This is a genomic window from Nocardioides szechwanensis (assembly GCF_900103935.1).
In the GTDB taxonomy this organism is placed as follows: Bacteria; Actinomycetota; Actinomycetes; order Propionibacteriales; family Nocardioidaceae; genus Nocardioides; species Nocardioides szechwanensis.
This window is the reverse complement of the sequence record NZ_FNIC01000003.1, coordinates 259,017-275,060: the sequence shown is the minus strand read 5'-3', so window position 1 is coordinate 275,060 and position 16,044 is coordinate 259,017. Positions and strand designations below refer to the sequence as shown.

18 protein-coding genes are annotated in these 16,044 nt (G+C 73.2%); 7 read left to right on the top strand and 11 right to left on the bottom strand.

Features of this window, described 5'->3' with window-relative positions; translation table 11 throughout:
* Nucleotides 1-5 precede the first annotated feature (5 nt).
* Nucleotides 6-677: a sirohydrochlorin chelatase gene (locus BLR90_RS09940; RefSeq protein ID WP_170254241.1), complete on the top strand. Its 672-nt coding sequence runs from the start codon at nucleotides 6-8 to the stop codon at nucleotides 675-677.
* A 56-nt stretch (nucleotides 678-733) separates the two neighbouring features.
* Complete coding sequence (locus BLR90_RS09935; RefSeq protein WP_143016175.1) at nucleotides 734-1,930, top strand: putative Ig domain-containing protein; 1,197 nt, start codon at nucleotides 734-736, stop codon at nucleotides 1,928-1,930.
* Here the strand turns inward: BLR90_RS09935 and BLR90_RS09930 are convergent, their stop codons facing one another.
* The 6 genes from BLR90_RS09930 to BLR90_RS09905 all read right to left on the bottom strand — a co-directional run bounded on the left by BLR90_RS09930 (nucleotide 1,931) and on the right by BLR90_RS09905 (nucleotide 7,684).
* The gene (locus BLR90_RS09930) at nucleotides 1,931-2,734 is read right to left on the bottom strand and encodes a carbonic anhydrase (protein ID WP_091025032.1); all 804 of its coding nucleotides are present in this window, start codon (nucleotides 2,732-2,734) and stop codon (nucleotides 1,931-1,933) included. It lies immediately after the preceding gene.
* A gap of 109 nt (nucleotides 2,735-2,843) precedes the next feature.
* Nucleotides 2,844-4,361: a sodium/solute symporter gene (locus BLR90_RS09925; RefSeq protein ID WP_091025031.1), complete on the bottom strand. Its 1,518-nt coding sequence runs from the start codon at nucleotides 4,359-4,361 to the stop codon at nucleotides 2,844-2,846.
* A 93-nt stretch (nucleotides 4,362-4,454) separates the two neighbouring features.
* Nucleotides 4,455-4,829 (bottom strand): 6TM ABC transporter family protein, encoded by a 375-nt coding sequence (locus tag BLR90_RS09920; RefSeq protein ID WP_091025030.1) that lies wholly within the window; start codon nucleotides 4,827-4,829, stop codon nucleotides 4,455-4,457.
* 7 nt (nucleotides 4,830-4,836) lie between these two features.
* The gene (locus BLR90_RS09915; protein ID WP_218029341.1) at nucleotides 4,837-5,574 is read right to left on the bottom strand and encodes a LytR/AlgR family response regulator transcription factor; all 738 of its coding nucleotides are present in this window, start codon (nucleotides 5,572-5,574) and stop codon (nucleotides 4,837-4,839) included.
* Nucleotides 5,571-6,683 (bottom strand): sensor histidine kinase, encoded by a 1,113-nt coding sequence (locus BLR90_RS09910; protein ID WP_091025029.1) that lies wholly within the window; start codon nucleotides 6,681-6,683, stop codon nucleotides 5,571-5,573. Before BLR90_RS09910 ends, BLR90_RS09915 begins: the two co-directional genes overlap by 4 nt.
* A gap of 134 nt (nucleotides 6,684-6,817) precedes the next feature.
* Nucleotides 6,818-7,684, bottom strand: a complete 867-nt coding sequence (locus tag BLR90_RS09905; RefSeq protein ID WP_091025028.1) for a class I SAM-dependent methyltransferase — start codon at nucleotides 7,682-7,684, stop codon at nucleotides 6,818-6,820.
* A gap of 33 nt (nucleotides 7,685-7,717) precedes the next feature.
* Here BLR90_RS09905 and BLR90_RS09900 point away from each other — a divergent pair, with 33 nt between their 5' ends.
* Nucleotides 7,718-8,443 carry a Fic family protein gene (locus BLR90_RS09900; RefSeq protein ID WP_091025027.1) on the top strand — a complete coding sequence of 242 codons (726 nt, stop codon included), beginning with the start codon at nucleotides 7,718-7,720 and terminating at the stop codon, nucleotides 8,441-8,443.
* Nucleotides 8,444-8,682: 239 nt separating this feature from the next.
* On the opposite strand, the gene BLR90_RS09895 is transcribed toward BLR90_RS09900, so the two are convergent.
* The 5 genes from BLR90_RS09895 to BLR90_RS09875 form a co-directional block, all read right to left on the bottom strand.
* Nucleotides 8,683-9,039 carry a hypothetical protein gene (locus tag BLR90_RS09895; protein ID WP_091025026.1) on the bottom strand — a complete coding sequence of 119 codons (357 nt, stop codon included), beginning with the start codon at nucleotides 9,037-9,039 and terminating at the stop codon, nucleotides 8,683-8,685.
* Between the two features lie 4 nt (nucleotides 9,040-9,043).
* Entirely contained in the window at nucleotides 9,044-9,376 is a 333-nt protein-coding gene (locus BLR90_RS09890; RefSeq protein ID WP_091025025.1) for a hypothetical protein, read from the bottom strand.
* A gap of 99 nt (nucleotides 9,377-9,475) precedes the next feature.
* On the bottom strand, nucleotides 9,476-10,267 hold the full coding sequence (locus BLR90_RS09885) for an HAD family hydrolase (RefSeq protein WP_091025024.1): 792 nt from the start codon (nucleotides 10,265-10,267) through the stop codon (nucleotides 9,476-9,478).
* 221 nt (nucleotides 10,268-10,488) lie between these two features.
* Complete coding sequence (locus BLR90_RS09880; RefSeq protein WP_218029342.1) at nucleotides 10,489-11,760, bottom strand: type II toxin-antitoxin system HipA family toxin; 1,272 nt, start codon at nucleotides 11,758-11,760, stop codon at nucleotides 10,489-10,491.
* Between the two features lie 58 nt (nucleotides 11,761-11,818).
* Complete coding sequence (locus BLR90_RS09875; protein WP_091025022.1) at nucleotides 11,819-12,169, bottom strand: helix-turn-helix transcriptional regulator; 351 nt, start codon at nucleotides 12,167-12,169, stop codon at nucleotides 11,819-11,821.
* Between the two features lie 170 nt (nucleotides 12,170-12,339).
* Here BLR90_RS09875 and ssd point away from each other — a divergent pair, with 170 nt between their 5' ends.
* From ssd to BLR90_RS09855, 4 genes are read left to right on the top strand one after another with little or no spacing between them, the layout of a single operon-like run.
* Nucleotides 12,340-13,386, top strand: a complete 1,047-nt coding sequence (gene ssd, locus BLR90_RS09870; RefSeq protein WP_091025021.1) for a septum site-determining protein Ssd — start codon at nucleotides 12,340-12,342, stop codon at nucleotides 13,384-13,386.
* A complete protein-coding gene (locus BLR90_RS09865) occupies nucleotides 13,383-14,546 on the top strand; it encodes a TadA family conjugal transfer-associated ATPase (RefSeq protein ID WP_091025020.1) in 1,164 nt (387 codons plus the stop codon). The genes ssd and BLR90_RS09865 overlap by 4 nt, the downstream gene beginning before the upstream one ends.
* Nucleotides 14,543-15,316 carry a type II secretion system F family protein gene (locus BLR90_RS09860; RefSeq protein WP_091025019.1) on the top strand — a complete coding sequence of 258 codons (774 nt, stop codon included), beginning with the start codon at nucleotides 14,543-14,545 and terminating at the stop codon, nucleotides 15,314-15,316. The genes BLR90_RS09865 and BLR90_RS09860 overlap by 4 nt, the downstream gene beginning before the upstream one ends.
* On the top strand, nucleotides 15,313-16,032 hold the full coding sequence (locus tag BLR90_RS09855) for a type II secretion system F family protein (RefSeq protein WP_245715237.1): 720 nt from the start codon (nucleotides 15,313-15,315) through the stop codon (nucleotides 16,030-16,032). The genes BLR90_RS09860 and BLR90_RS09855 overlap by 4 nt, the downstream gene beginning before the upstream one ends.
* Nucleotides 16,033-16,044: the final 12 nt, after the last annotated feature.

Sequence of the window (16,044 nt, the reverse complement as noted above, 5' to 3'; positions counted from 1 at the left end):
GACTGGTGACCGTCGCGCACGGCACCCGCAAGGCGTCGGGCAACGAGGTCGCGCGCGAGATCACCTCGGCTGCCGGGGACGTGCTCGGCGTCGAGGCCGTCTGCTCGTACGTCGAGCTGTGCGAGCCGCTGTTCGAGAGCGTCGTAGCGGCGTCCGCCGTGCCCACGATCGTCGTACCGCTCCTGCTGTCGACCGGGTTCCACCTGCGCCAGGACCTGCCCCGGATGGCGCGCGCCGCCGCGGGCCCGCTCGTGCTGGGGCGCCCGCTCGGGGCGCACCAGATGCTGGCCGAGGCCCAGGTCGCTCAACTCGTTGCGGCCGGGGCCCGTCGCGGCGAGGGTCGGCTGGTGCTCCTCGCCGCCGGCTCGTCGGACCCGCTGGCCACCCGCGACCTCACCCGCGCCGCCGAGCTGCTCGGCCTCGCGTGGGGCACGCCGGGCTCGGTGGAGATCGCGACCCTGTCGGCCCTGGGCCGCCGGCCCGCCGAGGTGGTCCGCCCGGGCGACCTGGTGTCGCCGTACCTGCTCGCGCCGGGGTTCTTCGCCGACCGCGCCCGCGACGAGTCGCTGGCCGCCGGCGCCGCGCTGGTCGCTGACGTGATCGGGCCGCACCCGCTCGTGGTCGACCTGGTCGTGCAGCGGGGGCAGGCGCTGGCCGCGGCACGTGTCTCCGCCTGACCCAACCGCGACCTCGACTCGCACGAGTCCCTACCCCTACAAGGGTGTTCGCTGCCATGCTGGCCCCGATGGTGGTCGACGCCTTTGAGGGGGAATACATGGGCCTGCACGAGGATCTTCGCGCCATGGTCGCTCGGCTCGGCCCGGGCGTCCTCGACGATGCGGATCGGTTCCGCGCGGCCCTGGACGACTTCGTCCCGGAGGACTCCGCTACGCCCGGTGAGCTCAACCAGCTGGTCGACGCGGTTCGACTCGGCGCGTTGGAGATGCTGGTCCGGAACCTGCGGTACGGCGCTGCGGCCGGCCCGGCGGTTGAGAGTGCCGGCGAGTACCTGGGGCGCGAGCGCGGGTCCACCCAGCCGCGGGGAGCCCGCTGGACGGTGGCGGCGTTGGGCTACGCGCTCGGCCTGGTGGAGGAGGCGGAGGTGGCGCGGCACGCCCCGACTGCAGAGTCGCCGGACGCGGCGCCGGTGACCGCTGCCGCTGTACCACCCCCGGTGCCCGGGTCTGCGGCCGCCACTGGCTCGCGACGACCGTTGCTGGTCGCCTCTGCTGCGCTCGCCGTGCTGCTGGGTGTCGGGCTGGTCGCGTGGTCGCCGTGGTCGACGGAGGCAGACCCGGACGATCCGGGTCGTGCGTCCGACGGATCGTCGGAGAGCCCGTCATTCAGCCCCTCTGCCACCCCGTCGGAGACGGACGAGCCCGACGCCTCCCAGCAGAACCTGCCCCCGACCGTGGACCTGAAGGAGCAGACGATCGACGAGGAAACGCCGGTCTCGGTGCCCGTGCTGGTCTCCGACCCCAACGGCGACGAGGTGACCGTGCAGACCGTGACCGGGCTGCCTCCCGGTCTGCGGTTCGACGCTGCGTCGCTGAGTGTGATCGGCGCCGTCGCCCACACGTTCGCCAACGGCACCGTCAAAGACGACGACCTCGCGTCCGAGACCCGGAAGGTCGTGATCACCGCACGGGACGCGCAGGGCAAGGAGGCGCGCACGACGATCCGGTGGACGGTCCTCGACAGCCACCGGCTGATGCCCGACTACACCGATAAGTACGGCGACGGGAGCCAGGGCCTACCGGACATCAGCGACATCACGACCGTAGATACCCCCGCACACTTCTGCCGCGACGCCGACCGGGAAGAGAGCACGATCGCGGGACAGTCCCTAGCCCCCGGGGCCGTGCTGAGGTACGGCGAGGTCGTCACCTTCGTCTACGTGTCCACGGAGCCAGGGCATCCGTCGTGCTGACTAGTCCTGGTCGAGCAGCAGGTCGCGGTCGTGGAGGTCCTGGAGCGGGCGGGAGTTGGCGTCGTAGCGCGCCGTGAGTCGCGCGAGCTGCTCGGCCGACCAGGTGACGGGCTCGTCGAGGACCAGCCAGGTGACGTCCTCGGTGCACGGTGGCGTGGTGAGCGAGCCCTCGTAGCGGTAGGCGGTGAGGGAGTCGGGCAGCAGCTCGGCCGCGTCGAAGAACGTGCCGGCGTCGGCGTCGCCCGTGCCGACGGGCAGGTGGTCGAGCACGTCGTTCATCGCCGCCTCGGGCGGCCCCTCCTCGACGAGCACGCCGAGCACCACGAACGGTCCGTCGTGGTCGCCGTGGACGAAGTGGATCTCCGCGGCCGCAGGCTTCCCGTCGATGGTGTGCTCGCTGGGGGCGTGGAAGTGCAGCTGCACCAGCTCGTACGCCGCGTCGTCCAGCGTCAGCGTGCTGCCGGTCTCGTAGCCGACCTGGATGGAGTGGTCGGTGTCGGTCACGGTCAGCTCGAAGGGCTGGTAGTCGAGCACGGGGTCGGCGAGGTCCTCGTCGGCGGCGCCGGCCAGGTCGACGGGTGACTGGCGCTCCCCGGTCCCGCACGCGGCGTACTGCTCGTCGAGGTCTCCCCACTCGGGTGCCTCGTCGTAGGTCCAGTGCGGGGCGTCGGGCAGCGCCGGGTGGGCGGTGAGGTTGTGGCTCGGCGCGTCGTCGGCCGCGGCGACCGGCTCCTCGTCGGAGCCGCACGCGCCGGCCGCCAGGCATGTGGCTGCGACGGCGGCGAACTGCAGCTGTCGTCTCATGTGTGTCCTTCCCCCGAGCCGAAAACGTAGCGCCTCTTCGGGTCGTGTGCCCGAGGGTGCGCCGCAGCGCACTGTGGGGCACACGACCCGCGAACGCCGGCCGCTCACCTCAGCCGCGGTCGAGCTCGAGCGCCTCGGGGGTGTGCAGGCGCACCATGAACCGCCGCGTGTGCGGCGGCACCCGCGACGCGGTCAGCCGCGAGACGCCGACCATGACCGCGAAGGCGAGCGGGACGCTCCAGGCCGCCGGCTGCACCAGCAGGATGCCGGGCCAGCCGGACGCCGACCCGTCGGCGAGCGTCCACACCACGCCGGCGCCGGAGCCGAGCCCGCCCGCGACCAGCCCGGAGACGGCGCCGACGTCGGTGAGCCCGCGCCACCAGATCCCCAGCAGCAGCAAGGGGCAGAACGTCGAGGCCGCGACGGCGAACGCCAGCCCGACCGCCCGGGCCACGCCGACGTTGGGCAGCGCGAGCGCCACCGCGAGCGGCACCGCCACCGCGACGGCGGCGCTCGTCCGGAAGACCGCGACGCCCGTGACGTTGCGTGCCCGCAGCAGCTTGCCGGTCACGTCCTGGCTGAGCACGCCGGACACCGCGATCACGAGCCCGGACGACGTGGACAGGAACGCCGCGAACGCCCCGGCCACGACCAGCCCCGCGAGCAGCTCCCCGCCGAGACCGGGCACCATCAGCCGCGGCAGCTCGAGCACGAGTACGTCGGACCGCCCGGCGGCGGCCAGCTCCTCGGCGTACACGCGTCCGAGGGCGCCGTACACCGGAGGCAGCAGGTAGAACACGCCGAGCAGCACCAGCACGAAGAGCGTCGTGCGCCGCGCGGCGCGGCCGTCGGGGTTGGTGTAGAAGCGGACGACCACGTGCGGCAGGCCCATGGTGCCGAGGAACGTCGCGACGATCAGCGAGTAGGTGAGGTAGAGGCCCTCGCTGCCGCCGGAGGCGAGCGGGACCGACCAGCCGGGGTCGGCGGGCATCCGGCTGCCCGGCGCGCCGTCGCCGGCCCACACGATGAGCAGCACCGCGGCGGGCAGGAGCAGGGCGGTGAGCTTGAGCCAGTACTGGAAGGCCTGCACGAACGTGATGCTGCGCATCCCGCCCGAGGACACGTTGGCCAGCACGACCGCGCCGACGATCACCGGCCCGAGCCAGATCGGCGCCCCGATCGCGGCGCGCAGGGTGATGCCCGCGCCGTGGAACTGCGGCAGCAGGTAGAGCCAGCCGATCGCCACCACCATCATCGAGCAGGTAGCGCGGACGCCGCGCGAGCCCAGCCGCGCCTCGGCGAAGTCGGGCAGCGTATAGGCGCCGGAGCGGCGCAGGGGTGCGGCGACCAGCGCCAGCAGGAGGAGGTAGCCGGCGGTCCAGCCGATCGGGTACCAGAGCATGTCGGCGCCGAACGTCAGCACCAGCCCGGCCACGCCGAGGAACGACGCGGCGGAGAGGTACTCCCCGCCGATGGCCGACGCGTTGAGCGCCGGCCGCACCGACCGCGACGCCACGAAGAAGTCGCTCGTCGTCCGCGAGAACCTCAGCCCCCACGTGCCGATCACCAGCGTCGCGATGGTCACGACCACCACCGCGACCAGGCCGGTGGCGGTCTCGGTGCTCATTGTTCGCTCGCAGTTCGAGCGCACGGTAGCGGTCGGCGTTCGGGCGCGTGGCCGATGCGCTCTCTCGCTTCGCTCACGGTGCTCACGGGGTCCTCACCGGTCGACCTCGCTCATCAGGTCCGCGAAGTCGCGCTCGTTGCGCTCCGCCCGGCGCACGTAGCGCCAGCCGAGCAGCACCAGCAGCGGGTAGACCAGGCCACCGAGCAGCACCCACGCGAGCGGCACCCCGACCAGGTGTACGTCGGACAGTCGCGGCGCGACGTGGAACGCGAGCGGCAGCGAGCCGACCGTCAGCATCAGCACGCCGACCGTGCGCAGCGCCAGCCGCAGCTGCTCGCGCATCAGCGAGCCGAGGTAGACGCTGCCCAGCCGGGTCTGGTCGTCGATGTCCCCGGTCCGGGTACGGGGCAGGTGCCGCCGCGGCGGACCGGTCACCCGGACCCGCTCCGGCCGCGGTCCCTCGGTCATCCGGACCTCACGGCTCGGCGCGCCGGATCAGCAGGTCGCGCAGCTCGCGGGTGTGGCGGCGGCTCACCCCGAGCTGGATGCCCTCGTCCGGGCCGGCCACGACCACCGAGCACCGACCGGCGTCCATGCGGACCTCGCGCACGTGCGCGAGCGACACCAGCAGCGACCGGTGGATCCGCACGAACCCGGCCGAGCGCCACTCCTCCTCGAGCGTCGAGAGCGGCACCCGGATCAGGTGGGACCCGTCGGCGGTGTGCAGCCGGGCGTAGTCGCCGTGCGCCTCGACGTGGGTGACGTCGGCCCGGTCGATGAAGCGGGTGACACCGCCGCGCTCGACCGGGATCTGGGCCTGGTGGGCAGGGCCAGGGGCCCGCTCGCTGCCCTCGACCACGCGGCGTACGGCCTCGGCGAGACGGTCGGCGCGCACCGGCTTGAGCACGTAGTCGACGGCCCGCAGCTCGAACGCGTCGACGGCGTGCGCCTCGTGCGCGGTGACGAAGACGATCGGCGGCGGCGTCTTGAAGCGCGACAGCACCTGGGCCAGGTCGAGGCCGGTGAGCCCGGGCATCTGGATGTCGAGGAACACCACGTCGACGTCGATCTCGTGCAGCGTGCGCAGGCCCTCGGCGGCGGAGTCGGAGGTGAGCACGTCGCCGATGCGCTCGTCGCGGGAGAGCAGGTAGGCCAGCTCGTCGAGGGCTGGCCGCTCGTCGTCGATGACCAGCACCTTGAGCAGGCCGGTCATGCCTGCACCCCCGGCGCGAACTTCGGCACCCGCACGATCACCTTGGTGCCGGCGCCGGGCGCGGTCTCGACGACCAGACCGTAGTCGTCGCCGAAGCTGTTGCGCAGCCGGCTGTCGACGTTGCCCAGACCGACCGAGTCGAGGGCGGCGTCGCCCGCGAGCGCGCGCCGGACCTTCTCCGGGTCTTCGCCCACACCGTCGTCCTCCACCTCGATGACGCACTCCTGCCCACGGTCCAGCGCCACGATCCGCACGTGGCCGGCCCCCTCGACGTTGGCGAGCCCGTGGCGGACGGCGTTCTCGACGAGGGGCTGGATACACAGGAACGGTACGGCGACCGGGAGCACCTCGGGGGCGATGCTCAACGTGACCTGGAGCCGCTCGCCGAAGCGGGCCTGCTCGAGCAGCAGGTAGCGCTCCACGGAGCGCAGCTCCTCGGCCAGCGTCGTGTACTCACCGTGGCTGCGGAAGGAGTAGCGGGTGAAGTCGGCGAACTCCAGCAGCAGGTCGCGGGCCCGGTCGGGGTCGGTGCGCACGAAGCTCGCGATCGCGCCGAGCGAGTTGTAGATGAAGTGCGGGCTGATCTGGGCCCGCAGTGCGCGGACCTCCGCCTCGATGGCTCGCGTGCGCGACGCGTCGAGCTCGGCCAGCTCGAGCTGCCCCGACACCCACTGCGCCACCTCGTCGGCGGCGCGGGCCAGCCCGGCGGTGGGGTAGGGCGCGAAGGCCTGGAGGGTGCCGACGATCCGCTCCTCGACGACCAGCGGGCTGACCACCGCGGTGCGCACCGGGCAGCCGGTCTCGTCGCACCCGAGGTCGGAGCGGTCGAAGACCCGGGTCGCCCCCCGCTCGAGCGTGCCCGCGACCAGGGTGGCCACCTGCTCCTCGTGGTGCTGGCCCAGGCCGTCCCACGCCAGCGCCGCCGCGGTGTCGGTCAGCGCCATCGCCGGAGTGCCGAGCAGCGAGCGCAGGTGCCGGATCGACCGCGCGGCAGAGTCGGTGGTCAGGCCCTCGCGCAGCGCGGGTGCCGCCAGCGACGCGCGGTGCAGCGTGCGGAACGTCGCCCGGTCGGCCTCCGTGCCGAGATGGGTACGCCGCCAGGCCCGCATGCGCTCATGGTGCACCACTCCCGACTCGAGTCGGCGTGAATGCACGCTCGTTCTCGCGTGAGTCGGCGCTTACGTCATGCACAAGCGCCGACTCGGCGTCGGACAGCCGTGCACAAGCGCCGACTCGGCGAGGGTCAGCGGAAGTCGATGAGGAGCATGCCGCTGTCGTCGTCGGTGGGCGGGGCGACCGGGCCGCCCACCGGATCGGAGGCGGGGTCGGAGGCGTCGCGGTCGGAGTGCACGAGGGGGAGCGGCCCGGTGTCGGCCGGCCGGGGGACGACCTGGGCACGGAAGCAGCGGGTGACGTAGGGGAGCTGCATGCCGTCCATGCCGCGGCCGTAGTCGCGGTAGAGCGCCGCGACGGCGTCGAGCTTGGCGGCGCGCTCCTCCTCGGGCAGCGCGATCACGTCGGAGCGCGAGCGCACGAGGTCGAGGATGGAGTGCTGGTCGACGGTCTGCCAGCACTTGAACGACTCCTCCGCCGCCTCGGCGAAGTGCTTCGACGCAGCGAGCACGCCGGCCGAGTCGCGCTCGCGCGGAGCGGAGCCGATGATCCGGCCGAGCTTCTTGACCCACGGGATGCGCTCGTCGCGGGCGTTCCAGATCACCGCGAGATGGCCGCCGGGCTTGAGCACGCGCGCGATCTCGGGCAGCGCCCGCTCGTGGTCGAACCAGTGGAACGCCTGCGCCACCACGACCACGTCGTACGACGAGTCCGAGGCCGGGATGTCCTCGGCGCCGGTGAGCGAGGTGCGCACGTCGGGCAACCGGGTCTTCAGCACGTCGAGCATCGCGGCGTCGGGCTCGGTCGCGTGGACGTCGTGGCCGAGCGCGACCAGCTGCTCGGTGAGCTTGCCGGTGCCGGCGCCGAGCTCGAGCACCGTGAGCGGCTCGTCGGCGGTCGCCCACGCGGCGGCCTCGCGCGGGTAGGCGGGTCGACCTCGGTCGTAGATGTCGGCCACGCTCCCGAAGGAGCGGGCGGGAGGCAGGTGGTCGGTCATCGGGTCGAGGCTACCCGCGGATAGCCTTCGGCCGTGGCTTCTGATCCCCTTGCGTGGCTGGTGTCTCTCGAAGGCGTGCCCTCGGCGTACGCCGCCGTGCGCGACGGGATCGACGTGATGCTGCGCGACCGCGGGCTGCGCCGTACCTCCCCCGAGACCACGGCTGAGTCACTGCTGCGCGGCGCGCACGCGAGCGCCGTGCTCGAGGGCTCGGGCTCGACCCTCGCCGAGGTGCGCGAAGGCCGCGGCGACGAGGTGGCCCAGGACGCAGTCCGGCTCTCCACCGAGCTGCTGTCCCTGGCGCCGCTGATGGACCGCTCGCCGGCGCAGGCGCTGGCCAGGATGCACGCGCTGGCCGCGTCGTCGCTGCCCGACGACCTGCGCGGCCGCCCGCGCGGCGACGAGTCCGCCGCCCGGCTGCGCGACATCGCGACCCTGCTGACCAAGCCCACCGAGGCGCCGGCGCTGCTGGTGGCCGCGCTGATCCACGCCGAGCTGATCACCGCCGCGCCCTTCGCGTCGCACAACGGCGTGGTCGCACGGGCCGCCGAGCGGCTCGTGCTCGTCGCGCGCGGCGTCGACGAGAAGTCGCTCGTCGTGCCCGAGGCCGGGCACCTCGCGTTGCGGGCGGCGTACGAGTCCAACCTGGTGGGGTACGGCGAGGGTGGTGCGGCCGGCATGCACGCGTGGGTGCTCTACGCGGCGGAGGCCTTCGCCGCCGGCGCCGAGGCGAGCCCGCTGCGGCGGTCGGCCGACTGACCGTCGACCCAGAGCGTGCAGGTGGCGCCCGAGTCCACGAGGGACCTGAACGCCACCGCTGACACGTGGGCACCTGGCTACCAAGCGTGCATCGCCAACTGCTGCTCCGCGAATATCGCGGATGACAGCGCCCTAAAGGAAGGGAGATCGCCGCGTGGGTACCCGGCTCACGTGCTGCTCTTGAGTTGTTGTCTTCTTTCTACGCCCCTGTCGGTGCGGGAACAAGGGTTGACTTTTGGCTACGGCGAGAGGTGAGTCGCGAGGTCCCGGCCGGTCGGTGGCTGGACCAGACCGAGGTCTCCGGGTACGACGGAGTCGCCGTCCGGGGTGCGGCCCGAGAGGTAGAACGTCACCCGGTTGACGTCGTCGCCGAGCAGGTCGCTGAGGACCGCGTAGGCCGTGCGCAGGACGGCCAGGAACGCCGGGGTGTCGGCGACGTCGACGACTCCGCTGAGTGCGCCGCCCTTGTACTGCTGGTGGTTGTAGGTCAGCGAGTGCGCGCTGACACCGGGCTGGGAGGCGACGGCGTCGGCGACCGCGTGGGTGACCGCGGCCTCGTCGGGTCGGCTGCCGAAGAAGCGAGACAGCAGACCCACAGCGTCAATCTCCTCTGCTCACCGGCACGTCCACGGCGGTCGCGGTGCCGCCCGGGGTGACCAGGAACGGTGCCAGCGTGGACTGGTAGTCCCGAAGGATATGCGCTGCCTCGCTGTTGGTGGCGAGCTCGGAGCGAACCGAGGAGGCGTACTCGGTGTAGCTGTGGTTGGTCGCGACCTGCCAGAACTGGCCGGGGCTGTCAGACTCCGCGCCGCCGAGCTCGAGGTCGACGCGCCGCGTGGTGTCGTCGTACGTGACGACGACCCGGAGAGCGACCGTGGGACGTGGGGACCCGGTGTCGTTGAGGCCGGGTTCACTCAGTGCGGCGGACGTCATGCGCCGACGCTAGGACTGCAGGGGCGTCAGCGGCAGGTGGAACGTTCCGGCTTGTCGTGGAGTGACTTCGTCACTCCCGGGCTTTTCCGCCCGAGGAGATCAGGCGCCGAGCCGGCGACGACGGGCCTGGGCCCACCAGAGGCCACCGGCGGTGGCGACGCCGCCGACCGCGAGGACGGCGAGGGTGGGCTTGACCGGTGGCAGCCGGAGCCGGCTGCGCAGCGCCACCGGCTTGGTGAAGACCAGGACCGGCCAGCCGTTGGCGGCGGCGATCTTGCGCAGCTCGCGGTCGGGGTTGACGGCGTGAGGGAAGCCGACGGCCTCGAGCATGGGGACGTCGGTGACCGAGTCGCTGTAGCCGTAGCACTGGGCCAGGTCGTAGCCGAGCTCGCCGGCGAGACGGCGCATCGCGACGGCCTTCTCGGGGCCGTAGGCGTAGTAGTCGATCTCGCCGCTGTAGCGGCCGTCGACGATCTCGAGCTGGGAGGCGATGACGCGGTCGGCGCCGAGGAGCTCGCCGATCGGCTCCACCAGCTCGCTGCCGGACGCGGAGACGATGACGATGTCGCGACCGGCCGCCCGGTGCTCCTCCATCAGCGAGACCGCCTCGTCGTAGACGAGCGGGTCGACGATGTGGTGGAGGGTGTCGGCCACGATCTCGCGCACGGTCGCGACGTCCCAGCCGGCACACAGCTGCGACATGAACTGCCGCATCTTCTCCATCTGGTCGTGGTCGGCCCCGCCGACGAGGTAGACGAACTGGGCGTAGGCGGAGCGGAGCACGGCGCGGCGCGAGATCAGCCCCCCGGCCTGGAACGGCCGAGAGAAAGCAAAGGTGCTCGACGCGGCGATGATCGTCTTGTCGAGGTCGAAGAAGGCCGCAGTGGGCATGTGCTCATGGTAGGCGGCCGGGTGTTGCCAGCTGTGATGCACAGGGTGTCGCGGCGCGGACCTAGGAGCATGCTGAACAATCCGGCCGGCTACGCGCCGCGATGGACGCACGCTGGCTGCGTTGTCGACGCTCGACGCACGCCCAGTGTGCCTTCACGCCTCCGCCTTGTCAGCCCACGCGCCTCACGACGCTCGCTTCGCCCGCCTTGTTCAGCAGTCTCCTAGGCGTCGTCGTAGAAGGCGTAGTCGTTGAGGAACTCGCGCTTCCAGAGCTGGTCCCGCTCTGCTCTGGTCAGCCGGGCCTCGTCGCAGACGTCGTCCCAGCAGCCGGTGAGGGTGTCGATGACGTGGTCGATGATGCCTTGGGCGTCCGGGACCGTGAGGAGGAACTCCGGCGCAGCCTTCAGGGCGACGCGGAACTGGCTGGCCCGTTCGCCGGCGCTGGTGAGCTTGATCGCGTGGGTCGTGACCGAGGTGGACCGTGCCTGTGGTGAGACGTCGTACGCCGGTGTGAGCCGTAGGTCGTGGCCGTTCCAGAAGGCGGCGTGGTTGCGCAGGTGGTCGTCGGTGTTGGAGATCGCGATGTTGAGGACCATGCGCGTGTAGAGCTCGCGGAGCTGTTGGGCGCTGTCCGCCCACCCGGGGTGACGGATGGCCCGGGCGATGTCGCCGTAGCCGGCGTAGCGCGACTCCTCTTCGCGGAGCCCGAGGACGGTGAGCGCGGAGACGACGCCGCGCCGCTGGCCTTCGGGAGAGCGGTCGAACCGGTCGACGAGGAGCACGTCCTTGCCGCCCGTCGTGGTGACGACCTCGACGTGTGGGACGTCGATGCCGACGCGTCCCGCCATGAGCATGCCGACCGCTTCGGCCTTGACGACGGGCCGGCTGTCCGTCGAGGAGGAGAACTTGGCCACCATCTGCCGGTCGCCTTCGGCCAGCAGTGCCTTGGGGCGGGCGCCGCCGATGGAGGTGCCGTGAGCCGCGGCGGCCGCGAGCCCGTCGGGGATGGGCATGCCCTGTTCGATGAGCTCGGCGGCGGCGGCGAGCTGCTCGAGCGTGGCGACGCCGCCGCGGGGCACGTATTTCGTGGGTGAGGCTTGGAAGTCGAGATTGCCGGTGCGGTCGCTGCCTGACCGGAGCAGGTAGGTCATCTCGCTGAGGTCGATGTCGGGGTTGTCGTCCAGACACAGGTTGATCACGCGGCGGCCCCAGGCGTCGGGAGCGGCATCTCGCAGGCAGCCGGCGAGCGACAGTGGCGAGCGGTCGGCGGCGGCCGGCCAGCCGGCCCAGGAGTCTTCGGCGCCGGCGAGCCTGACGGTCTCGTCGGGCCTGGTCGGGTCGAAGGTTCCGGGTCGTAGGGGCAGTTCGGGGGTGAACAGCGGGATCGAGTCAGCGCGTTCGCGGTAGCTGCGTGCGTAGGCGAACGCGATGACCGGGTCGGCGCCGAAGCGTTGCCTCAGCTGGGAGATGGTGCCTGCGACGACGGGTTCCACGGCCCCGGGGAGCCAGGTCCACACGTAGGCCGATGTGGGATTCTCCGTCTCGGTCGGCCTAGAAGTCATCGTCCAGGTCCACTCGTTGGGGGCGCACTCGGCTGGGGAGCAGGGCCAGCTGGGTGCGCGAGCTCGCCGCGAGGCGGCTCAGGGTGACGGCATCGGGCGTGAAGAGGGGCACGCCGCACAGGACCGCAGCGTCGAACACGGTCCCGATCTGGGTGGTGGCGTGACCGTTCTCGATCCGGCTGATCACAGGCGCGCTGGCTCCCACACGTTCTGCCAGCTCAGCGGCAGTCCAGCCGACCTCACGGCGGGCGGCAGCGATCTGGGCGCCGAGCACAGCGAGAGCATCCAGGGTGGCGGGCAGTGGTGCCCGGGTCTTCTTGGCCATCATGCTCCGTTGCATAACATAAAACAGTAATTAGCGGCTTAACTGGTGTTTTATGTTATCACTAAGGGTGCGGCCGGTGGAAACGCTGCCAGATGTGACCCACAAGGCCACTCCGCGGCCGGGTTCTCCACAGGCCGCGTCCTTGTGGGGTTGGGATGTCCGACCCGGCGGGGAGGCTCCCCGCCATGACCGCACCCCTGATCGTGACCCGCGACGAGACCCTGCTCGACGAGCTGCTGCGCCTGGCCGCGGCGGCCGGCGTCACCCCCGAGGTGGCCTCCGACTCCGGCGCCGCGCTCCGCTCGTGGAACGCCGCGCCGTTGGTCCTGGTGGGTGCCGACCTCGCCGACGAGACCGCCCGGCTGGCGCCCGCGCGCCGGGCGGCGGTCCACATCGTGTCGTGGGGGGCGGTGCCGCACGAGATGTTCCGCACGGCGCTCGCGGTCGGCGCCGAGAGCGTCACCGAGCTGCCGCGCTCCGACACCTGGCTGACCGAGACGCTCACCGACCTCGGTGACACCGCGCCCTCGCGCAGCCTGGTCCTGGGTGTCGTCGGTGGCTCCGGCGGAGCCGGAGCCACCACGTTCGCCTGCGCCCTCGGGCAGGTCGCGGCCCGCACCGGCCACGCGGTCGTGGTCGACTGCGACCCGCTCGGCCCCGGCGTCGACCGGGTCCTCGGGCTCGAGACCCACGACGGGTTCCGGTGGGACGCGCTGTGTCAGACCACCGGGCGGCTCAGCGGCCGGGCGCTGCGTGAGGCCCTGCCCCGGCGCGGCGCGTTGGGCGTCCTCTCGTGGTACTCCGGAGCCTCCGGGTCGCTCCAGGCGTTCGCGGTGCGTGAGGCCCTCTCGGCGGCGAGCCGCGGCCACGACGTGGTGGTGGTCGACCTGCCCCGCTCCGGCCCGCCCGTGGTCGAGGAGGTCATGGCGCGGTGCGACCTGGTCCTCGTGGTCGTGGTGCCGACCGTGGCCGGCGTCGCCTCCGCGGCCCGGCTAGCCGCGCAGCTCGAGAGCCGACCTCAGCTGCGGCTGGTGGTCCGGGGCAGCGGCATCGACGCCCGCCACCTGAGTCGCGCCACCGGGGTGCCCGTGATCGCCGAGATGACCGACCAGCGGGGGCTGGCCGAGGCGATCGACCTCGGGCTCGGGCCGGTGCGCTCGCAGCGCGGGCAGCTCGGCCGCGCCGCTGCCGACGTACTCCAGCGGGTGGGCGTGATGGGCCGCGCCGCGTGACCCTGAGCGGGACCACCGCGGTCGAGCTGGTCCGCGACCGGCTCGCCCGCGACCCGGGTGAGCTCACCCCGCACCGCGTCGCCGAGGCGCTGCGGGCGACCGGCCGGCCGGTGGGCGACGCGACCGTGCTCGAGGTCTACGAGGCGCTCCGCCGCGACGTGGTCGGCGCCGGGCCGCTCGAGCCGCTGCTGCGCCTGCCGGGCGTGACCGACGTACTCGTCAACGGCGCGGGCCAGGTGTTCCTCGACCGAGGCCGTGGCCTGGAGCCCAGCGACGTGCGGTTCCCCGACGACGACGCCGTACGCCGTCTTGCGCAACGCCTCGCCGCGGCGGGCGGTCGACGGCTCGACGACGCGACGCCCTACGTCGACCTGCGCCTGGCCGACGGCACCCGCTTCCACGCCGTGCTGTCCCCGGTCGCCCGGCCCGGGACGCTGATCTCGCTTCGGGTCCCGCGCCGGCAGGTCTTCTCGGTCGAGGAGCTGACCGCCGGCGGCTTCCTCACCGAGCAGGCGGCGCGGCTGCTGCGCTCGGTGGTCTCGTCGCGGCTGGCGTTCCTCGTCAGCGGTGGCACAGGCACCGGCAAGACCACGCTGCTGGCCGCCCTGCTGTCGCTGGTGCCGAGCGACGAGCGGCTGGTGCTCGTCGAGGACTCCTCCGAGCTGCGGCCCGACCATCCCCACCTGGTGGCGCTGGAGGCACGTCCGGCCAACATCGAGGGTTCCGGCGAGATCGACCTGCGCACGCTGGTGCGCCAGGCGCTGCGGATGCGGCCCGACCGGCTGGTGGTCGGCGAGGTGCGCGGTGCCGAGGTGGTCGACCTGCTCGCCGCCATGAACACCGGCCACGAGGGCGGCTGCGGCACCATCCACGCCAACTCCGCGCTCGACGTGCCGTCCCGGGTCGAGGCCCTCGCCCTCGCCGCCGGCCTCGACCGGGCGGCCGCCCACAGCCAGCTCGCCTCGGCGGTCGACGTGGTGCTCCACCTCGCGCGCGGCCGCGACGGTCGGCGGCGGCTGGCCCAGGTCGCGCTCCCCGTCCGTGAGACGTCCGGTCTCGTGACGATGGTCCCGGCGATCGAGGTCGACGCACGCGGCACCGCCCGGGCCGGCCCGGCCGAGGGGCTGCTGGCCGACCTGCTGGAGGCGCGGTCCCGATGATCATGCTGGCGGCAGCCGCTGCCGTCCTGGCGGTCTGGCTGCTGCTTCCGTCGGTGGGGCTGCCCACTCTTGTTGACACCTCCGAGCGACCGCCGCGCCGGGGGGTCTGGTGGGCCGTTCCCGGGGCCGCGCTGCTGGTCCCGCTGGTCCCGGGCCGCGCGCTGGCGCTGGCCGGGGTGTCGGTGGCAGCCGGCTACGCCGGCCTGGCCCTGCTGCGGGCGCGGCGGGCCCGGCTCGCCGCCCGGGCGACGGCGGCCCAGGTGCTCGAGCTGTGCGAGCAGCTGTCCGCCGACCTGGGGGCCGGCCAGCCACCCGGCACCGCGCTACAGCGTGCGGCCGCGACCTGGCCGGCGCTGGCGCCCGTGGCCGAGGCGCAGCGGATCGGCTCCGACGTGCCGGTCGCCCTGCGCGACGCCGCGCGCGAGCCCGGTGCCGACGACCTGCGGCTGGTCGCGGCGGCCTGGCAGCTCACGCACCGAACCGGCGCCGGGCTCGCCGACGCGGTCGACCGGGTCGCCCGTGGGTTGCGGGAGGCCCACGCGACCCGGCGGGTCGTCGACGGCGAGCTGGCCTCGGCCCGGGCGACCGCCCGGCTGGTCGCCTGCCTGCCGCTGCTCGCCCTCGCGATGGGTTCGGGCGCTGGTGGCGACCCGTGGGGGTTCCTGCTGGGCCACCCCGTCGGCCTGGCCTGCCTGGGCGCCGGCCTGCTGTTCGGGTTCGCGGGCCTCTGGTGGATCGAGGCGCTGGCGCGCGGGGTGGAGCAGCCGTGACCGCGCTCTGGGTCGCCGTGCTGGCCGCGGCCGCGGTCCTGCTCGCCTGGCCGCCGGCCGTCCCGGCGCCTCGGGCGAGGCCCGCGGCGGTGGAGCAGCCGTCCGCCGATGCCGCGGCCGTGCCCCGGAGTCGTGCGCTGATGTGCCTGCTGGCCGGGGTCGCGGCGGCCCTCTTCGTCGGCGGCGCTGGTGGCCTGGCCGCCGGGGTTGTCGCGGCAGTCGCGGCGTGGGTGACACTCGGCCGCGCCGAGCCGACCGTCGTACGACGTGAGCGCGAAGCGGTCCAGCACGAGCTCCCGCACATGGTGACCCTGCTCGCGGCGGCTCTGCGGGCCGGAGCGGCCCCCGCCGAGGCGGCCCGCTTGGTGTGTCGGGCACTTCCGGGTCCGGCGACCCGACGCCTCGAGCGCACGGTGGCTCATCTCGAGCTCGGTGCCGACCCGGGTCAGGTCTGGGAGCGGCTCGCCCGCGAGCCCGGGCTCGCGCCGCTCGGACGCGCGCTCGCCCGATCGCAGGCGACCGGCGCGTCGGTGGTCGCTGCCGTCGACCGGCTCTCCGACGAGCTGGCCCGGGAGGCCCGCGGGCAGGTCGAGGACCGTGCCCGTGCGGTCGGGGTCAAGGCCGCGGTACCGCTCGGGCTGTGCCTGCTGCCGGCATTCGTGCTGATCGGGATCGTGCCGCTGGTGGCCGGTCTCCTGTCCACACTGGCCTGGTGAGGGGGTCCGGGT

Excerpts from the sequence above, each read along its gene's own strand:
- BLR90_RS09935 (WP_143016175.1), top strand. The coding sequence starts at position 734 with ATGCTGGCCCCGATGGTGGTCGACGCCTTTGAGGGGGAATACATGGGC.
- BLR90_RS09930 (WP_091025032.1), bottom strand. The coding sequence starts at position 2,734 with ATGAGACGACAGCTGCAGTTCGCCGCCGTCGCAGCCACATGCCTGGCG.
- BLR90_RS09925 (WP_091025031.1), bottom strand. The coding sequence starts at position 4,361 with ATGAGCACCGAGACCGCCACCGGCCTGGTCGCGGTGGTGGTCGTGACC.
- BLR90_RS09920 (WP_091025030.1), bottom strand. The coding sequence starts at position 4,829 with ATGACCGAGGGACCGCGGCCGGAGCGGGTCCGGGTGACCGGTCCGCCG.
- BLR90_RS09915 (WP_218029341.1), bottom strand. The coding sequence starts at position 5,574 with ATGACCGGCCTGCTCAAGGTGCTGGTCATCGACGACGAGCGGCCAGCC.
- BLR90_RS09910 (WP_091025029.1), bottom strand. The coding sequence starts at position 6,683 with ATGCGGGCCTGGCGGCGTACCCATCTCGGCACGGAGGCCGACCGGGCG.
- BLR90_RS09905 (WP_091025028.1), bottom strand. The coding sequence starts at position 7,684 with ATGACCGACCACCTGCCTCCCGCCCGCTCCTTCGGGAGCGTGGCCGAC.
- BLR90_RS09890 (WP_091025025.1), bottom strand. The coding sequence starts at position 9,376 with ATGACGTCCGCCGCACTGAGTGAACCCGGCCTCAACGACACCGGGTCC.
- BLR90_RS09885 (WP_091025024.1), bottom strand. The coding sequence starts at position 10,267 with ATGCCCACTGCGGCCTTCTTCGACCTCGACAAGACGATCATCGCCGCG.
- BLR90_RS09875 (WP_091025022.1), bottom strand. The coding sequence starts at position 12,169 with ATGCAACGGAGCATGATGGCCAAGAAGACCCGGGCACCACTGCCCGCC.
- ssd (WP_091025021.1), top strand. The coding sequence starts at position 12,340 with ATGACCGCACCCCTGATCGTGACCCGCGACGAGACCCTGCTCGACGAG.
- BLR90_RS09860 (WP_091025019.1), top strand. The coding sequence starts at position 14,543 with ATGATCATGCTGGCGGCAGCCGCTGCCGTCCTGGCGGTCTGGCTGCTG.